Source organism: Candidatus Clostridium stratigraminis, from assembly GCF_045310675.1.
GTDB classification, from domain to species: domain Bacteria; phylum Bacillota; class Clostridia; order Clostridiales; family Clostridiaceae; genus Clostridium_AT; species Clostridium_AT stratigraminis.
Map to the genome: position 1 here is coordinate 418,607 of NZ_JBJHZZ010000002.1, position 17,986 is coordinate 436,592.

The following is a 17,986-nucleotide window of genomic DNA, read 5'->3' on the forward strand; positions in this document are numbered from 1 at the left end:
ACAAATATAGTAATCTTGAACAAATATAGTAATCTTGAACTTATTAATAATAAATACTAAAGAGGTGTAAAATTGATAATTGTTAAAGAGCAAAAAAAAAGCAACGAGAATTTTTATAATGTTGAAACTTATAATCAAAACAACACATTAATATATACAGAGAAAATTCATTTAAGGTCAGCAATTGTTGAGAAAAATAAACAAACATATTTTATTCTCTATGATGAAAATATGTTGCCAATAAAGCAAGTGTTCAGATATTTAAATTTTAGTATAAATGCTCTATCTATTAATTCAAGAGAAAAAGGATTACATGCATTAAAATTGTTATATGTATTCAGCAAGATTATTAATAAAGATATAGCTGATTTTAGCAAAACCGATATATCTAATTTAATTGATTTTTTAAGGGGATTTTCGCCAGAAGGACAAGTCATTTCCTTTGAAATAACAACATCAAGAAATTTCGAGACTATTAACGGATATTTTTCTGTATACAGAAGTTACATGAAATATCTAAACTTAAAAGATTCTCTGTTCCTGACAAAGTCAGAGAAAGAGGTTACAGTAATGACGTCTGAATATGGTGTTGAGATGAAAATAAATCCTTATGAAATAACAGAAAAAGGACCATCTGTTAATGATGAAGTTCCAATGTATATATCTGTTGAAGAGTTTAAAAGTATTATTTCACTAATTAGAAAGGAATATTCAAAAAGAGAAGAGTGTATTGTTAGGTTAATGTACCAATGTGGTCTAAGAATTGGAGAGGTTCTTGGATTAACTGCTGATGATTTAACTATTGAAAAAATAGAAGACGAATATGTAGCAGTTGCCTATCTAAGAAATAGGTTGTCGGACAAAAAAACCCAGTTAGCAAAAACCTGTATGAAAGTAATTGATAAAAAGCAATACAAACTAAAAGAATATAACACTATAAATTGGGGATTTCAGAGAGTAATAATACCTATGGACTTATATGATTTACTCAATGAATATATAGATGAAGCTCATGTTAATGCAAGAGAAAACAAGCATAATAACTATTATAAATATACAATTGCAGATAGAGTTAGAAACTCGGAAGAAGACGAAGACGATAATTATTATGTTTTCCTAAATAGTCTGGGGAAACCTTTACTATCTCCTTTATGGAATCATACGTTGAGGGAAATTTTTAAAAAAACAAATATCAGTGTTGATACTGATGTGAGAGAAAGTAATCTTAATCATAGATTCAGACATGGCTATGCGATGTATCAAGTTAAGTATCTAAATGTCAAGATATTGGATTTACAAAGAAAACTCAGACACAGAAATGTAGCTTCTGTATATTGTTACTATAGACCGACAATATCAGATGAAATTCAATTAAAGAATGAATTTACACAAGAGTTGTATACAATAATACCTGAACTTGTTTTTACTAAAGAGAAGGAGAAATAATTAATGAGTCAATATACAAATAACAAACTGATGGAGTATATGGATACCCTTAATTTTAGGGATGATGAATTAAAGAATCTCACTATAGCCTATATAAATAAATGTGAAGAATATCATTATACTCATATTACTAACCACTTTAAATTCGTTAGTGACTTCAAAGTGGTTTTAGATATACTCCAATATTTTAACAAGGATTCTTTTCAATGGGAGAGTATTAAACAAATAATTATAGAAAATATCGAAAGTAGAAATTACCTAATAAATTTTGCTGTTTATCTATCTACATGTAAATATTTAGATTCTGATTTAAGCGAAAGTTATAAAGCGGCCAGTAAAAAGTTACTGAAAGCTATTCCAGCTAAGTTATGGTGTCTAAGCTCAATAGAAAAAATGAAATATGTAAATTCTCTATTTATAACTGAATATAAAAGGAAAGACTCATTGCGAATGACAACGTTTATTGTAAATGTAAAAAATACTATCGTTTATGAATTATTATGCAATTTTAGTAGTTCAAATACAGAAGTTTTAAAACAATCTAAAGAGTTTTTTGAAATTTTTGAGGATAGTGTAAGGGATAAAACCAAGTTGGATAATATTAAAGATATTAAAGATTTTTCCTATGATATATTTGAAGAGCAATTTAAATTCTATGATAGTTTAGGTCTATCAAATATCTTATGTGCATTTTACCTATATCTTTGGGGATTTGACCCGAATCACAATTTGTTCCCAAAGTCTTCTGGAATTGATTACAAAACCCTTAAAAGAAAGGAATTTTATAAGGATTATAAGGCTGGTTATAGATTAGTTCTATATAATCCACATGACCCAGTACCATTATTTGATAAGTGGATAATTTTTGATAATGGGTTTGGAAACAACTCTTTAGCAGTTAATAATAGTAATGGTCAGTTGATAGATTTCAATAAGATTAATAACCAACTATATAGACATTATGTCAAGACATGGCTTTGGAAAGACACTTCAATATCTATATTCGCAAAAGTAAATTACTATTTTTATGTTAGTAGATTTTTCAACTTCTTATCCTCAAATAAAAAGGATAATGAGAATATTATAACATTAGAAGATGCTTTAACTTATAAAAACCATACTTTAGCCACTGTTGAGAGCGATACGAATGCAAGTAAATACATGTATAACATAAGAGGGGTTCTACGTTATCTCAAAGATGAAAAACTTATCGAAGTTGAGGATAGTGTTTTATATCACTTAAAATATCCGAGTAAAAGTAAAAACCAAGCAAAAGTAGTAGCAAATGAGGACTTGCAAAAATTAGCAGATTTAATGAAAGAAAATGCAGAGACATCTGATTTAGATAAACTCTATTATTTAATCTATTATTTATTATTGGAGACGGAATTTAGAATCACACATATATTAGCGTTGGAAACAGATTGTGTTAAACCAACAGCTAAGAAGGACCAATATATAATAAAGTCTAAAACTAAAACTTCCAATGGTTATGAAGTTAAACAAAGTATCACTATTTATGTAAAAAAACAAATAGATGACATTTTAAGAATTACAGAGAATTTAAGAAATGAGTGTAATGAAAAAGACCTAAAGAAGCGTTTATTTATAAAAAGAAATTATAGTAGGAAATTAATCATCAGTCCTGTTACTCGTGAAAACTTCACCGAATACCTTTCGGACTGTTGCGATAAATTAGGTATAAGTCATTACACAGCCTCAAATCTTAGAGATACCCATATTACAAAGGCAGAGGAGTTTGTAATTAGAAAAGGATTGAGTAAAATAGAACAGTCTGTTCTAACTGGTCATACGAATACAGATACAGACAACAGGCATTATGTCGAATCTAATATTACAGATATGTTGGAAATTATACATGGTACTATTATAGGAGATATTGATATAAATGGACAAGTCGTAATTTCTGCTGATAAGTCAATTGCTAATGAAGAAAATGAGGTTGAAAATGGATGTGGGTATTGTAAAAGCGAGGCATGTAAAAATACATCTTTTTTGAGCTGTTTCATGTGTGAACACTTTATGGCAACTGTTGATAGAATACCATACTTTGAAGAACAGCTTAAGCTTATTGAGTATAAAATACCACATGCGTCTATTCAGCATGATAAAGAAGATTTGTTAAATATAAAGCAACTATTATTAAACTATTTAAAAGCATTATATCTAAAGAGTAAGGAGTTAATAAGTAATGTCTAATGCTATAGTTTTAAACCAATTAGATTTGAAGTATGAATTAGAGGATAATTTTGCAATCAATACACAACAGACCAAGAATTATATTGAACGTTTAAAGATAATAGATAAATTACCATTTAACAAAGGGGTTGTACTTTTTTCAGAATCAGTTTGGGACTTTTCACAATATACAACTTTGAATATTCCTAAAGATTCATTAATATTTAAATTTAATTTATGTCCAGAAGATTTTCAGGATGATATAAAGTCGTATGTTCTGGTAAAGATACTGGAAAATAAAAATAAAATACAAACCATTAATAGAAAATGTGATGAAATAAGTAGTTTTTTTAGCTTTATGGTTGCAGAAAACATTTTTTCAGTGCATGAAATAACACCATCAAAAATTTCTTTGTATATTAAGAGAAAAGAATATCTTGCACCGAAATCAATGAGAATACTAAAGTCTTCTATACTTGATTTTTATAGGTTCTATTCTGCAAATTTTATTGATTTGCTTACCACTGATATTAATAAGTCACTTGAACAAGATGATTATGGGGCATATAAAGCTACTTGTGAAGAAAACAAATATAGCGATATTCCCAAAAGTTACTTTAATATGCTAATTAAGCATATTCTGTCTGTTATTGATGATAATGACCAGGAGGTGAAGTTTAGGGCTACAGCTTGTATATTGCTTATACTTAGTCAGACTGGTTTGAGAGTTAGCGAAGTTTTAGAATTAGATATTAATGCTAAAAAAGAAGTTGTGTTAATTAATGGTGAGAAAAGATATTATCTGGAATATAAAACCTGGAAACGTGAAAGTGGCAATAATACCTATAGTGTGGAAAAGACCTACATCAACGATTTATCTAAAAAAGGGTTTGAGTCGTTATTAAGTTTGCATGAGGAGAATAGAAGGAATGCTGAAACAACCTATTTGTATGTACCAGCAAGGCAAAGGGGACTACCTGTATCATCACAATCTTTTAATAAGTCAATGTTAGCTTTTTATTCATTTTTTGGCAACGAGTTGGATTCAATTGACTCCCAAAATAAATATCCAGAACTACAATCAACGCAAATACACGACAAACCTTTTATGAACCTTCATCCTAATGCGAAAATGCTAACCTACCCATTAACGCCACAATTCAGAGTTCATGTATGTACTGAACTTTATCATAAGAATGTTCCACTAAAATATATAGCAAAGTTTATGGGACACTTAACCTCTATGATGGAAGGATATTATGTAAGACCTAAAGAAAATCAGGTCCAAGAAGATATTGCATTTTCAAAGAAGGTAATAAAGGATGTTATAACAGGTAATGTTAATTTGCTTGGTCCAAATGCAAGTGAATTTTCTGAAAAACTAAAAGCATTTTTAAGGGAAGATAAATATAAGGTTGCAAAAGATATAGATGAAGTAGTCGAAGATTTATTAAAGACGATTCCTGTAAGGAACAAAACTGGTGGAGTTTGTATTAAAAGTTCACCATTAAGAGAATGTAGCAAAGACTCAATGACAAATGAATTATTTTGTGCATATGGAGTTTGCCCTAATATATTTCACTTTTTTTATATGATTGAAGTTTCATATAGACAGGGAAAAGAACTGGTTGAAACAATTACTTCAAATGCTAAAAGAGGTCATAAGAAACAGGTTCAAAAAGAGTTAAATATGCTAAAAACTATAATTAATCAGAAAATTATCCCCGAATTAGACGAGCTAAAAAAGGAGATAAACAAAAGAGGAGCACAGAGTATACTAACTGATTATCCTGACTTAGCTGAAATTATTGAAAACTTTGAAGAAATATATAAGGAGGTAGAAATGTGGACAAACTTGAAACAAGTATTATCAATAAGCTAAAAGAGGTAGATGTGGATTATAGCACACTAAAACCATTTATAAAGGATTATTTATTTAAGATAGAGCAAATTGTTACAGATAAAGAAAATATTCAGTATGAGGCTAATAACGTGCTTAAAAATAATAAATTTTCGGTAGCTTCTATATCTAAGGAATTGAACTGTTCAAGAACCACACTATACAATCATGGTTCTTTGCTAAAAAAATATATTGAATTATCGGAAAGTAAATTCAGGGAAAATAATCCATATGAAACATTAGAAGACTTAAAGACTGAAAAAGCTATAGTTGAAACGCAATTAAAGCGAATGATTGAACGTGATGTTAGTATCGAAGTTTTATCTTACGAAATTGATGTTCACCTGAATGCAATTAAGGAAAAAAATGAGGAGATTAAAAGGCTACAAGAGAGAAATGCAGAACTTTCTAAAGAAAATAAAGAGTTAAGAAAGCAACTTTTAAAATCACAATAATAAGAAATAACAGTATAAGACTAATGATTTACTTTAGAGGTGCAACTACTAAAATATCATTTGTTTTAATAACTGAGCAATTCTCATTTATTTAAGGCCCCATAGAAGCGTATGGGGCTATATTTATTTCTCAAATATTTCAGTAATCCATGCTCACAAGCTAATACTGTTCAAACAGTAACTTAGAATCTATTTTCGTTCCTTATAGAAAAAATTGAATAAAATATTTTTATAGCATTAAGCCTCGAACTAAAAGTGCTACTTTTAATACAACTTACAACTTCTCAAAGTTCTTTTTCCATAATCATTAAAAATCCTGTAAAAAATAATTTACAAAATATATAATAGTATATAGATACTTATATGGAAAAAAGGGGTGCAGAAGATGGACTTAAAAAAAGAGGTGCAGAAGATAGTAGAAAGATATACACAACTATCAGCTCACTACAAGGGAAAGAATAGTGAATTTAAGGAAGAAACTTGCAGGAACGAATTGCTTAATCCTTTCTTTAGATTACTTGGATGGGACATAGAGAATAATCAAAATTTAAAACCACAGTATAGAGAAGTAGTCTATGAGCAGAACTTAGGTCCTGCTGGAAGAAGTGATTATACAATGACTCTAAGTGGTGTTCCTGTTTATTATGTTGAGGCAAAAAAACCAGGGGTGGATGTTTCTAAACTATCTGACCCAGCATTCCAGACAAGGAGATACGGATGGTCTGCAAAGCTCCAAATATCAGTCCTTACAAACTTTGAATATTTAATTATTTATGATACGACTATTCCACCTAAACAAACGGATGACTGCAATGTTGCAATACTTAAGAAATATCATTATAAAGATTACGTTGATAAATTTGAAGAAATATATGAGATACTTTCAAGGAAAACAGTATATAGTGGTAAGTTTAACGAGATTATTGAAAGTAAGTTTGGTAATATTCATAACAATGGTCTTAAGATGCCAGTTGATGAATATTTTCTTAAACAGATTAATAGATGGAGACTAAGTTTAGGAGAACACCTTTACAAAGTAAAAAAACTTCCAATAGATATAATAAATGATGTAGTCCAGGATTTTATAAATCAGATACTATTCTTAAGAATTTGCGAGGACAAAAATCTCCCCCTCTATCATACCTTACAAGATATTTCAAACAAAAGTTCAGTTATGCAGAGCGAAATGGAAAGACTATTTAAGGATGCAGATAAGAAATATAATTCAGGTCTCTTCTGTGGAAAATACATCATTTTTGATTTGAATAGTAGTATTATTAAAGAGATTATAGAGGAACTGTATTTTCCAAGAAGTCCATATGAGTTCAGGTTTATAAGTCCCAATTTACTCGGACATGTATATGAAATGTTCCTTTTAGAACGTATCACAGTTATTTCAGGTAATGTAATCCTTGAAGATAAATCAAAAGGAAATAACAGAGAAATTGATAGAGCTATCGTAACTACACCAGTAGAAATTGTAAAGAGCATGACAAAAAGAAGTTTAGATGTATTATGTACTGGTAAAAAACCGAATGAAATTCTAAATTTAAAAATAGCAGATATTTCTTGTGGTTCGGGAGTTTTCCTGATAGAGGCGTTAGATTATTTAACTAAATATTGTGTTGAATGGTATAAGGAAAATGATAAAGGGCATTTGATTATAACCCAAAATGGTGATTTTAAGCTTCCATTGGAAGATAAGAAGCAGTTATTACAATCATGTATATATGGTATAGATATTGACATACATGCTGTAGAAGTTGCAAAGTTTAATCTGCTACTAAAATTACTTGATGATGAAACTGAACCTTCTATTCATGATTCCATCCCTGTATTACCAGACATAAGTAAAAACATATTACATGGTAATTCTCTGATTGACTTTAGCAATATTGACTTTACTAAACTTACTCAGGTTGAGAAAAATTCTATATTACCTTTTGAATGGAACAATATAAACTATGGTAATAAGTTCGATTTAATTATAGGGAATCCCCCATATGTAAATACAGAGGATATGAATAATCTTATTCCTATTAAGGAAGTTTCAGTCTATAAGAAAAAGTATAAGTCTTCTTACAGACAGTTTGATAAATACTTTTTGTTTTTGGAGAGAGCATTACAAAAGGTTAATGATGATGGATATGTTTGTTACATAGTACCTAATAAGTTTGCAAAAATAAAATCTGGGTCTAAGCTTAGAAAACTAATAACGGACAGAAAATACGTAGTGCAATTCACCGATTTTGGTTGTGCTCAACTTTTTAAAGATAAAACAGTATATAGTTCAATTGTCTTATTACAAAAGAAGAGTCAGACTCATTTTAAGTATGAAGAAGTTAGAAATGTTTCAAGATGGTGGGGTAATCCAGACTATAACGAAGGCATGGTGTTGAGTAGTAACATTCTAACTGAAATGCCTTGGGCTTTAGTACCCAATAAAGAAGATATGGACATGATTAACAAACTATATTCTAATTCTTATAGGTTAGATGATGTAGCTAATCTATTCAATGGAGTGCAAACAAGTGCAGAACAACCACCTGTGTACTGGTTTGCAGATAGCGAAATTATACAGGTGCTTCCTGATTGTTTTGAAATCCAAAAGTTTGGTAAAAGATATAGGGTTGAAAAGAATATATTAAAGAGATATTTTAAGCCTGTAAACATAAAAGAAAAAAATCTATCTTCATACGATATTTTTGATACAAATAAATGGATTATATTCCCTTATGGTGAGGATGGTAAGATATACCCAATTGATATAATACGTTCACATTTCCCAAATACATGGCATTATCTACTTGATAGATATGATATTCTAAAACCAAAGCAAATTGACCCTACTGGCAGAAGAGATGTACCACATGCTACTAATGACACTTGGTATGAATATGGCAGAGACCAGGCTTTTACAGCCTTTAGTAATACCACGAAACTAATAGTAGGTGTATTAAGTAAGAAGCCAATGTATTTATATGACACTAATGATTTTGTAATCGCTTCTGGTGGGACTGCTGGTTATTGTGCAATTTCGGAAAAACCAGGAAGCCAATATTCTTTAGAATATATTCAAGCATATTTAACACATCCAAGAACAGAGTGGCTCTTATCAATTATTGGAAGTGACTTTGAAGGTGGTTATTATTCAAGAGGTACATCAGTATTAGAAGGATTACCAATAAGGAAGCTTGACTTTACTAATTCTGAACACAAAAAGATTTACAATGATGTAGTAAATGGTGTAAGAAGAATACACGATATAAATAGTTCACTTAAATCCAATATAACAAAGACACAAATTACTGCTTTACAAACAGAGAAGCAACACCTTATCAAAAATGTTGAGAATTCAATATCCTTAGTGTATAGTATATAATAGCGATATTTTAAACTATAGAACCGAGGAGAAAAAAATGTTATTAAAAGAGGATGCGTCAACACAAAAATTAAGGGGAGGTTATTATACTCCTAAATTATTAGCAGATTTCATAGTTCGACTTTTTCAAAATGATAATTCAATCAAAACAATCTTAGAGCCAAGTTGTGGTGATGGTATTTTTCTTGAAAGTATATTACAAAACATGAATTTAGATAACATAGATAATATTAAAGGTGTTGAAATTTTTGAAGAAGAAGCCATAAAAGCAAAAGCCAAGATTTGTGAAAACAGTAAGTTTGATATAGTCGTTAGCGATTTTCTATCACATTATTATGATTTAATATGGCAAAAACCATTTGACTTAATTTTGGGAAATCCTCCATATATTCGTTATCAGTATTTAACTGAAATACAAAGAGAATTACAATCAAAGATATTAGTTTCTCATGGGATGAAATCAAATAAGCTGATAAATTCTTGGGTTTGCTTTTTAGTAGCTTGTGTTCAATTATTAGATTCTAATGGCAAAATTGCTTTTGTTATCCCTGCTGAATTATTACAAGTAGCCTATGCAGAAGACTTGAGACTCTTTCTCTCCAATAACCTGTCAAAGATAACTCTCTTGACCTTTGAAGAATTACTTTTTGATGAAGCCGAGCAAGAGGTTGTAGTTTTGATTGGTGAGAAAAATCCTAATATACAAGAATCAGTTATCGGTGTAGAACAACTCAAAAACTTGGAATGTCTAACAGCATTCAATATGAATACAGTTGAATACCAACCAATTACTCATACCAAGGAGAAATGGATTAAATATTTTACGGATGATTCGGAAGTAGAGATAATAGATGAAATTAAAAGGGATGAAAGATTTGTTACATTTGCTGATGTAGCATTAGTGAATGTTGGCATTACTACAGGCAATAATAAGTATTTTTCTGTAGATAAGGATACGGTTGATAAATATGAGTTAAGGGATGTTACTCTTCCCCTTATAGGGAGAAGCTCTCACGCACATGGTATACATTTTACTAACGAAGATTGGATGCTTAATGTAAACAAAAATAAGAGAGCATTCTTAATTAACTTCCCTTCGGATATACCTTTTGAAGAATATCCTCAATTGCATAAGGACTATATCTTAAAGGGAGAGTCAGAAAAGGTTAATTCTGGTTATAAATGTAGAATTAGAGACAGGTGGTATATAGTTCCCTCAATATGGATACCTGATGCATTTATTTTGAGAAGGAATGATTCTTTTCCAAAGTTTGTTTTAAACAGAACAAACGCTGTTAGTACAGATACAATGCACCGTATTAAGTTTAATGAAGGTATAAATGAAAATAAGGTTCTTTTATCATATTACAATAGTATTACCTTTGCTTTTACTGAAATCAATGGTAGAAGTTATGGTGGAGGAGTATTAGAAATTTTACCTGGTGAAGTAGGTAAGGTTATATTACCTAATATTCAAGATTTTGATGATGAATTAACATATACCTACTTAGATATAATAGATAAAGTTATAAGAAATGGTAGCGATATTGAACCTGTATTAGATGTAATTGACAGAGAGATTATGGTTAGCTATCTTGGAATTAGTGCCGACACTTGCAATCAATTCAGACAAATATGGAAGAAGCTCATGGCAAGACGTCAAGGGCGTAGTAAATAAATTTGAGGAAAACGACAGTTATTTTCCTGACTTCTTTTTTTATTAATTAATAAGAGTTTATATTAATTTTGATTTACATTAAGTAACTGCAAAATTTATAAGCTCTTTTTTGTTGAGAATTAATAATTAAGAAACATTAGTCTATACCAAGCAAATGTTATAGGCATATAGAAAACTAAAGCATGTCTCACATTTTACCGTAGTGACAGGTATATTTTTATCCCACGCAAAAAACGGATAATAAATTTGCCACAATTCATTCCTTTTTTATCCGTTTCTTGCGTGGGCAAGTCAATGTACTTCTTAATAACCTGAAAATATTAGTAGTTGTAAATGTTATTATAAATAAAGGCTCTGTTTAAGAATAATGTTGAAATTAAAAGGCAATCTTGATGGATTGCCTTTAGTGCGTTATATAAGAAAAATGCCAATTATACTTCCTCGTATATAGACTCAATAAATCTCTAAATATTATGAAATCAATACACTTTATTTTTGACAGATTTTTTTAATACATAGCACTCCAACTAATATTCCTATTGTTAAGAAAGATATTAAACTTGCACAGTAAGGTATTAAATAATCTAAGGTAGAACCATCTGACGTAAATACTTTAGATAAACTTGGAATAATAAAAATAAATATTAAATCAATAAGAAAAATAATTATAAATGTATTTTGTTTCAATGTTTTCCCCCCTTTTTATTGGTATAAGAAAATAATTTATTTTGCCTAATTTACTCAGCCGTCATATAAGAAGATTGTGAACTAATATAATTTTTTTTACCCAACACTCATTAATTTAAATTTTGATGTGTTAAAGTAATTACTTTTAAAACGTATTTTTAAAAGTTGTTCTTTTCCAGTAAAATTGTCCAAGTAATCATATTGTGTTTTTGTACACTCCAATTTTATAGGTTTCAAATCTTGTGTATTTAAGTCTAAAATATTAACATCTTTCTCTATGTTGATGCCACGCATTGGAACTTTTAGTAACACATAATATTTATCCTTAACGTTTTGCATTGTTATATTGCTTTTATCATATGTCGTCATTATATATACTGGTCTATTCAAAGGATATCGAATAAGCCAAGACAAAAATAGAATTAGAGTAATTGAAAGTATAGAGATTAATCTTTTATTCTTTTTTATTTTTCCCATTGAAATAACTCCTCCAAATAATATACTCGCTTTGTATTTTACCATATAATAATATACTATACAATATATTCCATAATTAATTCGTAATATAAGAAAAGTGCAAACATTATTAGAAACTTTATTCATGTAGAGATAAAGCCATTAAGGTATTGGGTTCTTATATCCTTTCTTAACGATGTTTTGATAATTAGGAGGCAACTCATAACTCTTTATATGTTCAAACTTTTTAATTTTTACATCTCCTGAGCTATTTATTATCAGCGTTATATAATCAGTTCCAACACCAATATGAGGTCCTACAAAAGGAATTACTTTAAGCTTTAAATTGAAAACAAATGTCCTATAACCATTAAGTCTTTCTGCACTTAATACATAAACTGTATAAGGTGCAACCTCTGGAGTCACAGTTAAATATTTTGAATAATACTTATCAATTTCATTTTGGATATATGGTGATAATAAGGAAAGAAAAATATCCTGGTATAGCTCTTCTTTTGACTGCTCTGGTGGATGATAAGGTAAATCTGGTGGATATTCTACTTTGGCTGAAACAACAATAGTAAAAATAGACTGAAATCCCATTAACAATATAATTATCATTGAAATAATTTTATTAGCCTTTCTCATTTAATCACCCTTTCACAATTATTAATATTATTATCTTCATTAAAATTAAATCTTAACTGGAAAGTTATAATAATGTGGATAAAAATTGAAATAAAAAAACCTAATAGATTTATATAAATACTATTAGGATAACTTTTATACTAAACTAACTTTTTAGGTTTGTTGTATGCTTCGTTTTATCTTACCTTTCTTCATTAATCACTAAATAATGATTGATGAATCTTATATGAAAGTTGCGAAATAAAGTATTTTTACCTAAATAAGTCCATTTTTAATTCAATTTCGTGTTTTAATGGTATATCAAATTCACCAAGTAAAGGAATGGATGGCTTTAACTTTCTTGAAATATCTAATGCATTATGGTAAAGTTTTATCATATCAAATCCAAGTTTTTGGTAGAAACGTAGGGAAATTATATTATCATTTGTTGTAATCAATTTTATTTTCCGGCATTTATTCTCTCTTGCTGTTTCAATAACTTTGTTTACGAGGGCAGTTCCAATTCCTTGCTTTTCATTCAAACTATCTAAAGACATAATTTCACAGTCAGTGTCATTAATTTTATATGTTACTAATCCAATAATTTTTTCGCTTTCGTATATAACAAAACCATCCAAGATTGTCATATCAACCAATTCACCTCTAACAACCATGACGGTAGAAAACCAACGTAAACTAATAAAATCATTAATTTGTTTTCTGTTTTCAGACGATATTGTTTTTATATCCATACTCTTATTCTCTCTTTCATTTTCAAAGTATAATTGGGCATAATTTATCATTGTTCATTAATAACTAAATAATTATTGTTGAGACTTATAAGAAAATTATGAACTAATAATCTTTTTAATACTTGTAAATCATACCATTACTAATATCTGTAAAACCATGCTTTTCATATAATTTTCTCCCAATATCTGTCGCATTTAACATGATAACTTCATAATCTCGCTCTTTGGCTTTTTCTAATAATTTTGTTAAGATTGTACTTCCTATCATTTGTCTTCTAAACCTTTCATGCACATACATACTTGTTATATAGGCATTTTTACCTGTCATATTTGAAACAGATGGGACAGAATTGTAATAGAACATAATCCCTGTACCAACTACATTTGAATTACTTTCAGCTAATACCACTGTGCATTCTCCACTTAATATTTTTGTTTTGAAATATTTTTCAATATTTATTTTTAGATTTTGATACTCTTTATTAGATGGTACTACTTCCAAAAATTCCAATCTCAAAGAAACAAGCAAATTTAAATCCTTTATTTCAGCGAATTTATATGTAATCATAAATGCCCCCTATATTATATTTAATATACGCATTAAAATACAATTGTGTCTTAAGTTAATTATACCGAATATGGATAATTAAGTATATTAAAACATCTTGATTTTCAACACTATTCGTTAACAGAACCTAAAAAAAATAACCTTGAATAGATTCATAGCTATATCAAGGAACATTTATACGAATGATTCTATTTGTAGTTGAAATCATAAGGATTGCCTTACCAGAAGTTGGCATAACAGATGGAATATACAAGTAGATAGAATAGTAATAGAAAAGGAAATTAAAGCTATACAAATATATGCTTTTAATATATACTTTAGGTATTATAGCGAGTGGGATACTCAAAAATTAATTTCATTCCAGACAGGTTGCCGACCAGGACTTTCTCTAAATGGAGGAGGTCCTTTACATTATAGAAACATAAATAATTAATTCAGTTTAATAGATAACGCTATTGATTAAGATAAAAAAGCAGAGCTACTTCCCGATAGCTCCCTAAGTAATATTTTTTTAAACCTAAAAAAGAAATATAAAGAGATATTTATATTATACTACAAATGGACTACAATAATCATCCAGAAAATTTTCATGAATGACTGAATATATATAATTATTGAATGTAGTTCTTAAGACAAAATAGCAATATATATAACCACTAATATCTTTATCGCTTGGCTCACATTCAATGTCACCTACAGTTTGTGAAACTGCCAACATCTTTATATAATCTGGTTCTGTTTCCTGACCATTCAATTTAAATGAATCTCCTGTTTTATATTTAGGTTGCAATTAACACTCCTCCTCTCAAAATAATGTAAAAACATTTCAATACTCTATTAAGCGATTTAGTTAATTCATTAATTTTTTTTCACATTTTTAAATTCCACATATTCAATATCATATCCAAGCATATTTGAAAATTCCTTTAAGTGTTTTGCAATGAAGTCTCTTGCGTACTCATTGGCCTCAATTTCGTATCGAGACCTATTAGCAATCATCCTCCATAAGCCAAGTCTTCTAAATTGCTCATGATGCTTTATTTCATGCAACAAAATAAATATCATCATAATTTTTAGTTGTTCAGTAGATGTAATAGTTCTGTCCCTTTTATGAGCAAATTCAAAGAAATAAATTTTACAAGGTATGATGTTGGGGCACATACTACCAATATAAAATGCACTAATCTTACCTGTAAAAAAAGGAAAAATAAATATATTGGGATGTTGTATAAGATATTTCAAATAATGGAGTTTAGTTCTGAAAATAAAAATATCAATGTCTATAGAACTTAATCTTACAATTTGTTCAACTTGTTCAGTTGTTAATATCTCACCTTTATTAAATATATTCATAAATTCTCCAATCTTACATTATTCGGTCATTTCCATTCCTCATTGTCAAAGATAAAATCTTGGCCATTTAATACATATTCCTCGTATTTCTTTTAAATATATGTAGGAATTTGAGAAATATAATGCTGAATATACTGCAAAATCAAAATACTATTTACTAACCTAAATCTTCTTTATCGGGCTTATTCTCTTCTAAATATTTTTTTATTCTTGCATGTCTGGTTGTATTTATCATAACTCGTATGAAAAAGTAGGCCACTGATGATAGAATTAATATTCCTAATATACTAACAAACATAAATGTAAAAGAACTTTCCACTATCCCATATCCTCCTTTCAAAATAAATTTAGTAATAAAGTATAGGCACAGGGTATCTATACAGCTATCCTACGGTTAATAATTTCTATTACAAAAGTAAATGAATAAAAGGAATTAAACTAAGTAGTGAAGCAAATAAAAAACTCTTGACTCAAATTTTTGTAAATTATTTTTTACAAAATATTTTTTTTGAGCCAAGAGTGTATATATAGCAAGATAGTTGATTTTGCTGATTAAAATATTTAGTAGGTCTGTGATAGATAAAAAATAGTTCTTTTAAGGTTTTCACAATCTTAGTGTCCTTTCTTTAAATAACTTTTTAAACTATAATTATTATATCAGAATTTTATAGTATAAACAAAATAAATTCTCCTAAATTATAACAAAAATTTTCTGGATATATGGTAAAATTGGGGGGAAAACATGGAATATAAGAAATTCATAGAGCTTTTACAAAAAGGGGAATGTAAAACTATAGATTACAAAATAGAATGTAATGCTTTTGTAAAAGGGAAAGAGAAAGCCACTGCTGAATTGGTTAAAGATATTATTGCCTTTGCGAATAATGGTAATGTAGCGAGTTTTTTGATTATAGGTGTTGCAAATGACCGTAATGGATTTAAGTCAGTTGAGAATAGAAACCTCACTGACGATAATCTTCAAACTATATGTAGGGACTATATATTTCCTATACCAAAGGTAAAGCTGATTGAATGTTGCTGGGATAAGGTTACTGATGAAAGACATAAAGACAACAAATTCGTAGTAATTCAGATTGGCCCACATGCACGTCAATGCTTTAGATTTAATAGGGATTGTATTAACTACGATATGAAGTATTGTTTCAAAAAAAGCGAAGTATGGATAAGGCGAGAAGCGACAAGTGATTTAGCAATTCCAGAGGAAATAAAAAGACTACTTGAAGGAAAAGAAGCAATAAGTGAAGAAAAGTTAGATAATAATGTGGATTATACCAGATTACCCGACCACGAATACAGGAGGGCAATCAGGAAGGATTTAAATTGGTTAATTAAAGAGCTAAATGGTAGTATACAAGATATACCAGGCACAGGAAAGTACAAGGATATAAGATGGAGTATATTAAGTATCAATATAAGAAATCAGAAACTTAAGATTTTAATTTTAATAATTGATAAATGCAATGAAAAGGGCTTTATTGCAAAACTATGTAGGGAGATTCCTGTTCTACATCATGGAGTTATCCTTATTTCTGTTGGGAATGCTACAGCTTCTTCTGTTGAGCATAATTATCTAAAGATAAAAGAATCCTGGGGCTGGTTTTGTATTAATTCTCATACTTTTGTGGGTAAACTTATTAATAGTTTTCCAGATAGCCAGGAGAACAAAATGAAAGACAAGCAGACTTTTTGTATTGTTTTGGAAAAGGTTAAAAGCACTCAGTTACTATATGAAAGACTACTAATGGCTATAAAAAATCTAACAGAAAAAGAGGACATAATAGCACATACAAGTGAAATATATCAAACCATTAATAATTGTTTGCTTGATTGGAGAAGTTCTGGTTGTATAATGAAAACAGAGAAAACTATTTCGGATTATTATATTAAGAAAATTGCTAAAGGTGAAGAAATAAAAACATTAAAGACGAATGAGTTTATCGACATTGAAAGATATGGAAAAGTAGTAATGAAAAGAGTAACAGGTTTGTACGATACCATTGATAGATTCTTAGAATAAGAGAATTATTATTTTACATAGGAAGTTAATACAAATAACTTGGGTGATGTAATTTGCTATATATCTCCATTACTAAGAAAAAAGGTACTGATTAGTATGCAGAAAAGAGGATATAATCAATACTATTCTTGCTGAGGGAGATTTTAATATGAATATTGATGAAAAAGTACAGTTAGCTTATTGTCTTATGTTAAAATCAAATGAAGAAAGTAGAATTGATATACTTCTTCAGTTATATGATTTTATTAAAGAATTAATAGAAGACATTGAGGTGGACTTTAACAGCATTAGGAGTTTTTCTCTTGAAACGTTTGATATGTTTGATTCAATTAGATACAGATATAATCCAGAGTATCATAGAGTATGTGATTTGGCATTAAAAAATATCGGTTATTGTTAGTTTATAAGAAGATTGCAATTGGAAATTAACTAAAGTGAAAAATGT

15 protein-coding genes are annotated in these 17,986 nt (G+C 28.9%); 8 read left to right on the forward strand and 7 right to left on the reverse strand.

The features are described from left to right. The first annotated feature begins 72 nt into the window (after positions 1-72). The 6 genes from ACJDUG_RS06310 to ACJDUG_RS06335 all read left to right on the forward strand — a co-directional run bounded on the left by ACJDUG_RS06310 (position 73) and on the right by ACJDUG_RS06335 (position 11,060). Positions 73-1,446: a tyrosine-type recombinase/integrase gene (locus tag ACJDUG_RS06310; RefSeq protein WP_406769033.1), complete on the forward strand. Its 1,374-nt coding sequence runs from the start codon at positions 73-75 to the stop codon at positions 1,444-1,446. Positions 1,447-1,449: 3 nt separating this feature from the next. Next, complete coding sequence (locus tag ACJDUG_RS06315) at positions 1,450-3,666, forward strand: hypothetical protein (RefSeq protein WP_406769034.1); 2,217 nt, start codon at positions 1,450-1,452, stop codon at positions 3,664-3,666. Continuing rightward, positions 3,659-5,527 (forward strand): tyrosine-type recombinase/integrase, encoded by a 1,869-nt coding sequence (locus ACJDUG_RS06320; protein ID WP_406769035.1) that lies wholly within the window; start codon positions 3,659-3,661, stop codon positions 5,525-5,527. The genes ACJDUG_RS06315 and ACJDUG_RS06320 overlap by 8 nt, the downstream gene beginning before the upstream one ends. After that, positions 5,491-6,000: a hypothetical protein gene (locus tag ACJDUG_RS06325; RefSeq protein WP_406769036.1), complete on the forward strand. Its 510-nt coding sequence runs from the start codon at positions 5,491-5,493 to the stop codon at positions 5,998-6,000. The genes ACJDUG_RS06320 and ACJDUG_RS06325 overlap by 37 nt, the downstream gene beginning before the upstream one ends. Positions 6,001-6,385: 385 nt before the next feature. Then, positions 6,386-9,382: an Eco57I restriction-modification methylase domain-containing protein gene (locus ACJDUG_RS06330; protein WP_406769037.1), complete on the forward strand. Its 2,997-nt coding sequence runs from the start codon at positions 6,386-6,388 to the stop codon at positions 9,380-9,382. Positions 9,383-9,419: 37 nt separating this feature from the next. Continuing rightward, positions 9,420-11,060, forward strand: coding sequence for an Eco57I restriction-modification methylase domain-containing protein (locus tag ACJDUG_RS06335; RefSeq protein WP_406769038.1), 1,641 nt, complete (start codon positions 9,420-9,422; stop codon positions 11,058-11,060). A gap of 489 nt (positions 11,061-11,549) precedes the next feature. Here ACJDUG_RS06335 and ACJDUG_RS06340 read toward each other — a convergent pair whose 3' ends face one another. The 7 genes from ACJDUG_RS06340 to ACJDUG_RS06370 all read right to left on the reverse strand — a co-directional run bounded on the left by ACJDUG_RS06340 (position 11,550) and on the right by ACJDUG_RS06370 (position 15,503). Next, on the reverse strand, positions 11,550-11,747 hold the full coding sequence (locus ACJDUG_RS06340; protein ID WP_406769039.1) for a hypothetical protein: 198 nt from the start codon (positions 11,745-11,747) through the stop codon (positions 11,550-11,552). Between the two features lie 96 nt (positions 11,748-11,843). After that, entirely contained in the window at positions 11,844-12,224 is a 381-nt protein-coding gene (locus tag ACJDUG_RS06345; protein ID WP_406769040.1) for a hypothetical protein, read from the reverse strand. Between the two features lie 141 nt (positions 12,225-12,365). Beyond that, a complete protein-coding gene (locus ACJDUG_RS06350; RefSeq protein ID WP_406769041.1) occupies positions 12,366-12,851 on the reverse strand; it encodes a DUF3888 domain-containing protein in 486 nt (161 codons plus the stop codon). 251 nt (positions 12,852-13,102) lie between these two features. Continuing rightward, positions 13,103-13,582, reverse strand: a complete 480-nt coding sequence (locus tag ACJDUG_RS06355; protein WP_406769042.1) for a GNAT family N-acetyltransferase — start codon at positions 13,580-13,582, stop codon at positions 13,103-13,105. Between the two features lie 115 nt (positions 13,583-13,697). Next, positions 13,698-14,150 (reverse strand): GNAT family N-acetyltransferase, encoded by a 453-nt coding sequence (locus ACJDUG_RS06360; protein WP_406769043.1) that lies wholly within the window; start codon positions 14,148-14,150, stop codon positions 13,698-13,700. Between the two features lie 547 nt (positions 14,151-14,697). Beyond that, complete coding sequence (locus ACJDUG_RS06365; protein WP_406769044.1) at positions 14,698-14,940, reverse strand: hypothetical protein; 243 nt, start codon at positions 14,938-14,940, stop codon at positions 14,698-14,700. A gap of 68 nt (positions 14,941-15,008) precedes the next feature. After that, entirely contained in the window at positions 15,009-15,503 is a 495-nt protein-coding gene (locus ACJDUG_RS06370) for a hypothetical protein (RefSeq protein WP_406769045.1), read from the reverse strand. Between the two features lie 742 nt (positions 15,504-16,245). On the opposite strand from ACJDUG_RS06370, the gene ACJDUG_RS06375 reads away from it, so the two are divergent. Continuing rightward, entirely contained in the window at positions 16,246-17,541 is a 1,296-nt protein-coding gene (locus tag ACJDUG_RS06375) for an AlbA family DNA-binding domain-containing protein (RefSeq protein ID WP_406769046.1), read from the forward strand. A 148-nt stretch (positions 17,542-17,689) separates the two neighbouring features. After that, complete coding sequence (locus ACJDUG_RS06380; RefSeq protein WP_406769047.1) at positions 17,690-17,941, forward strand: hypothetical protein; 252 nt, start codon at positions 17,690-17,692, stop codon at positions 17,939-17,941. Positions 17,942-17,986 lie beyond the last annotated feature (45 nt).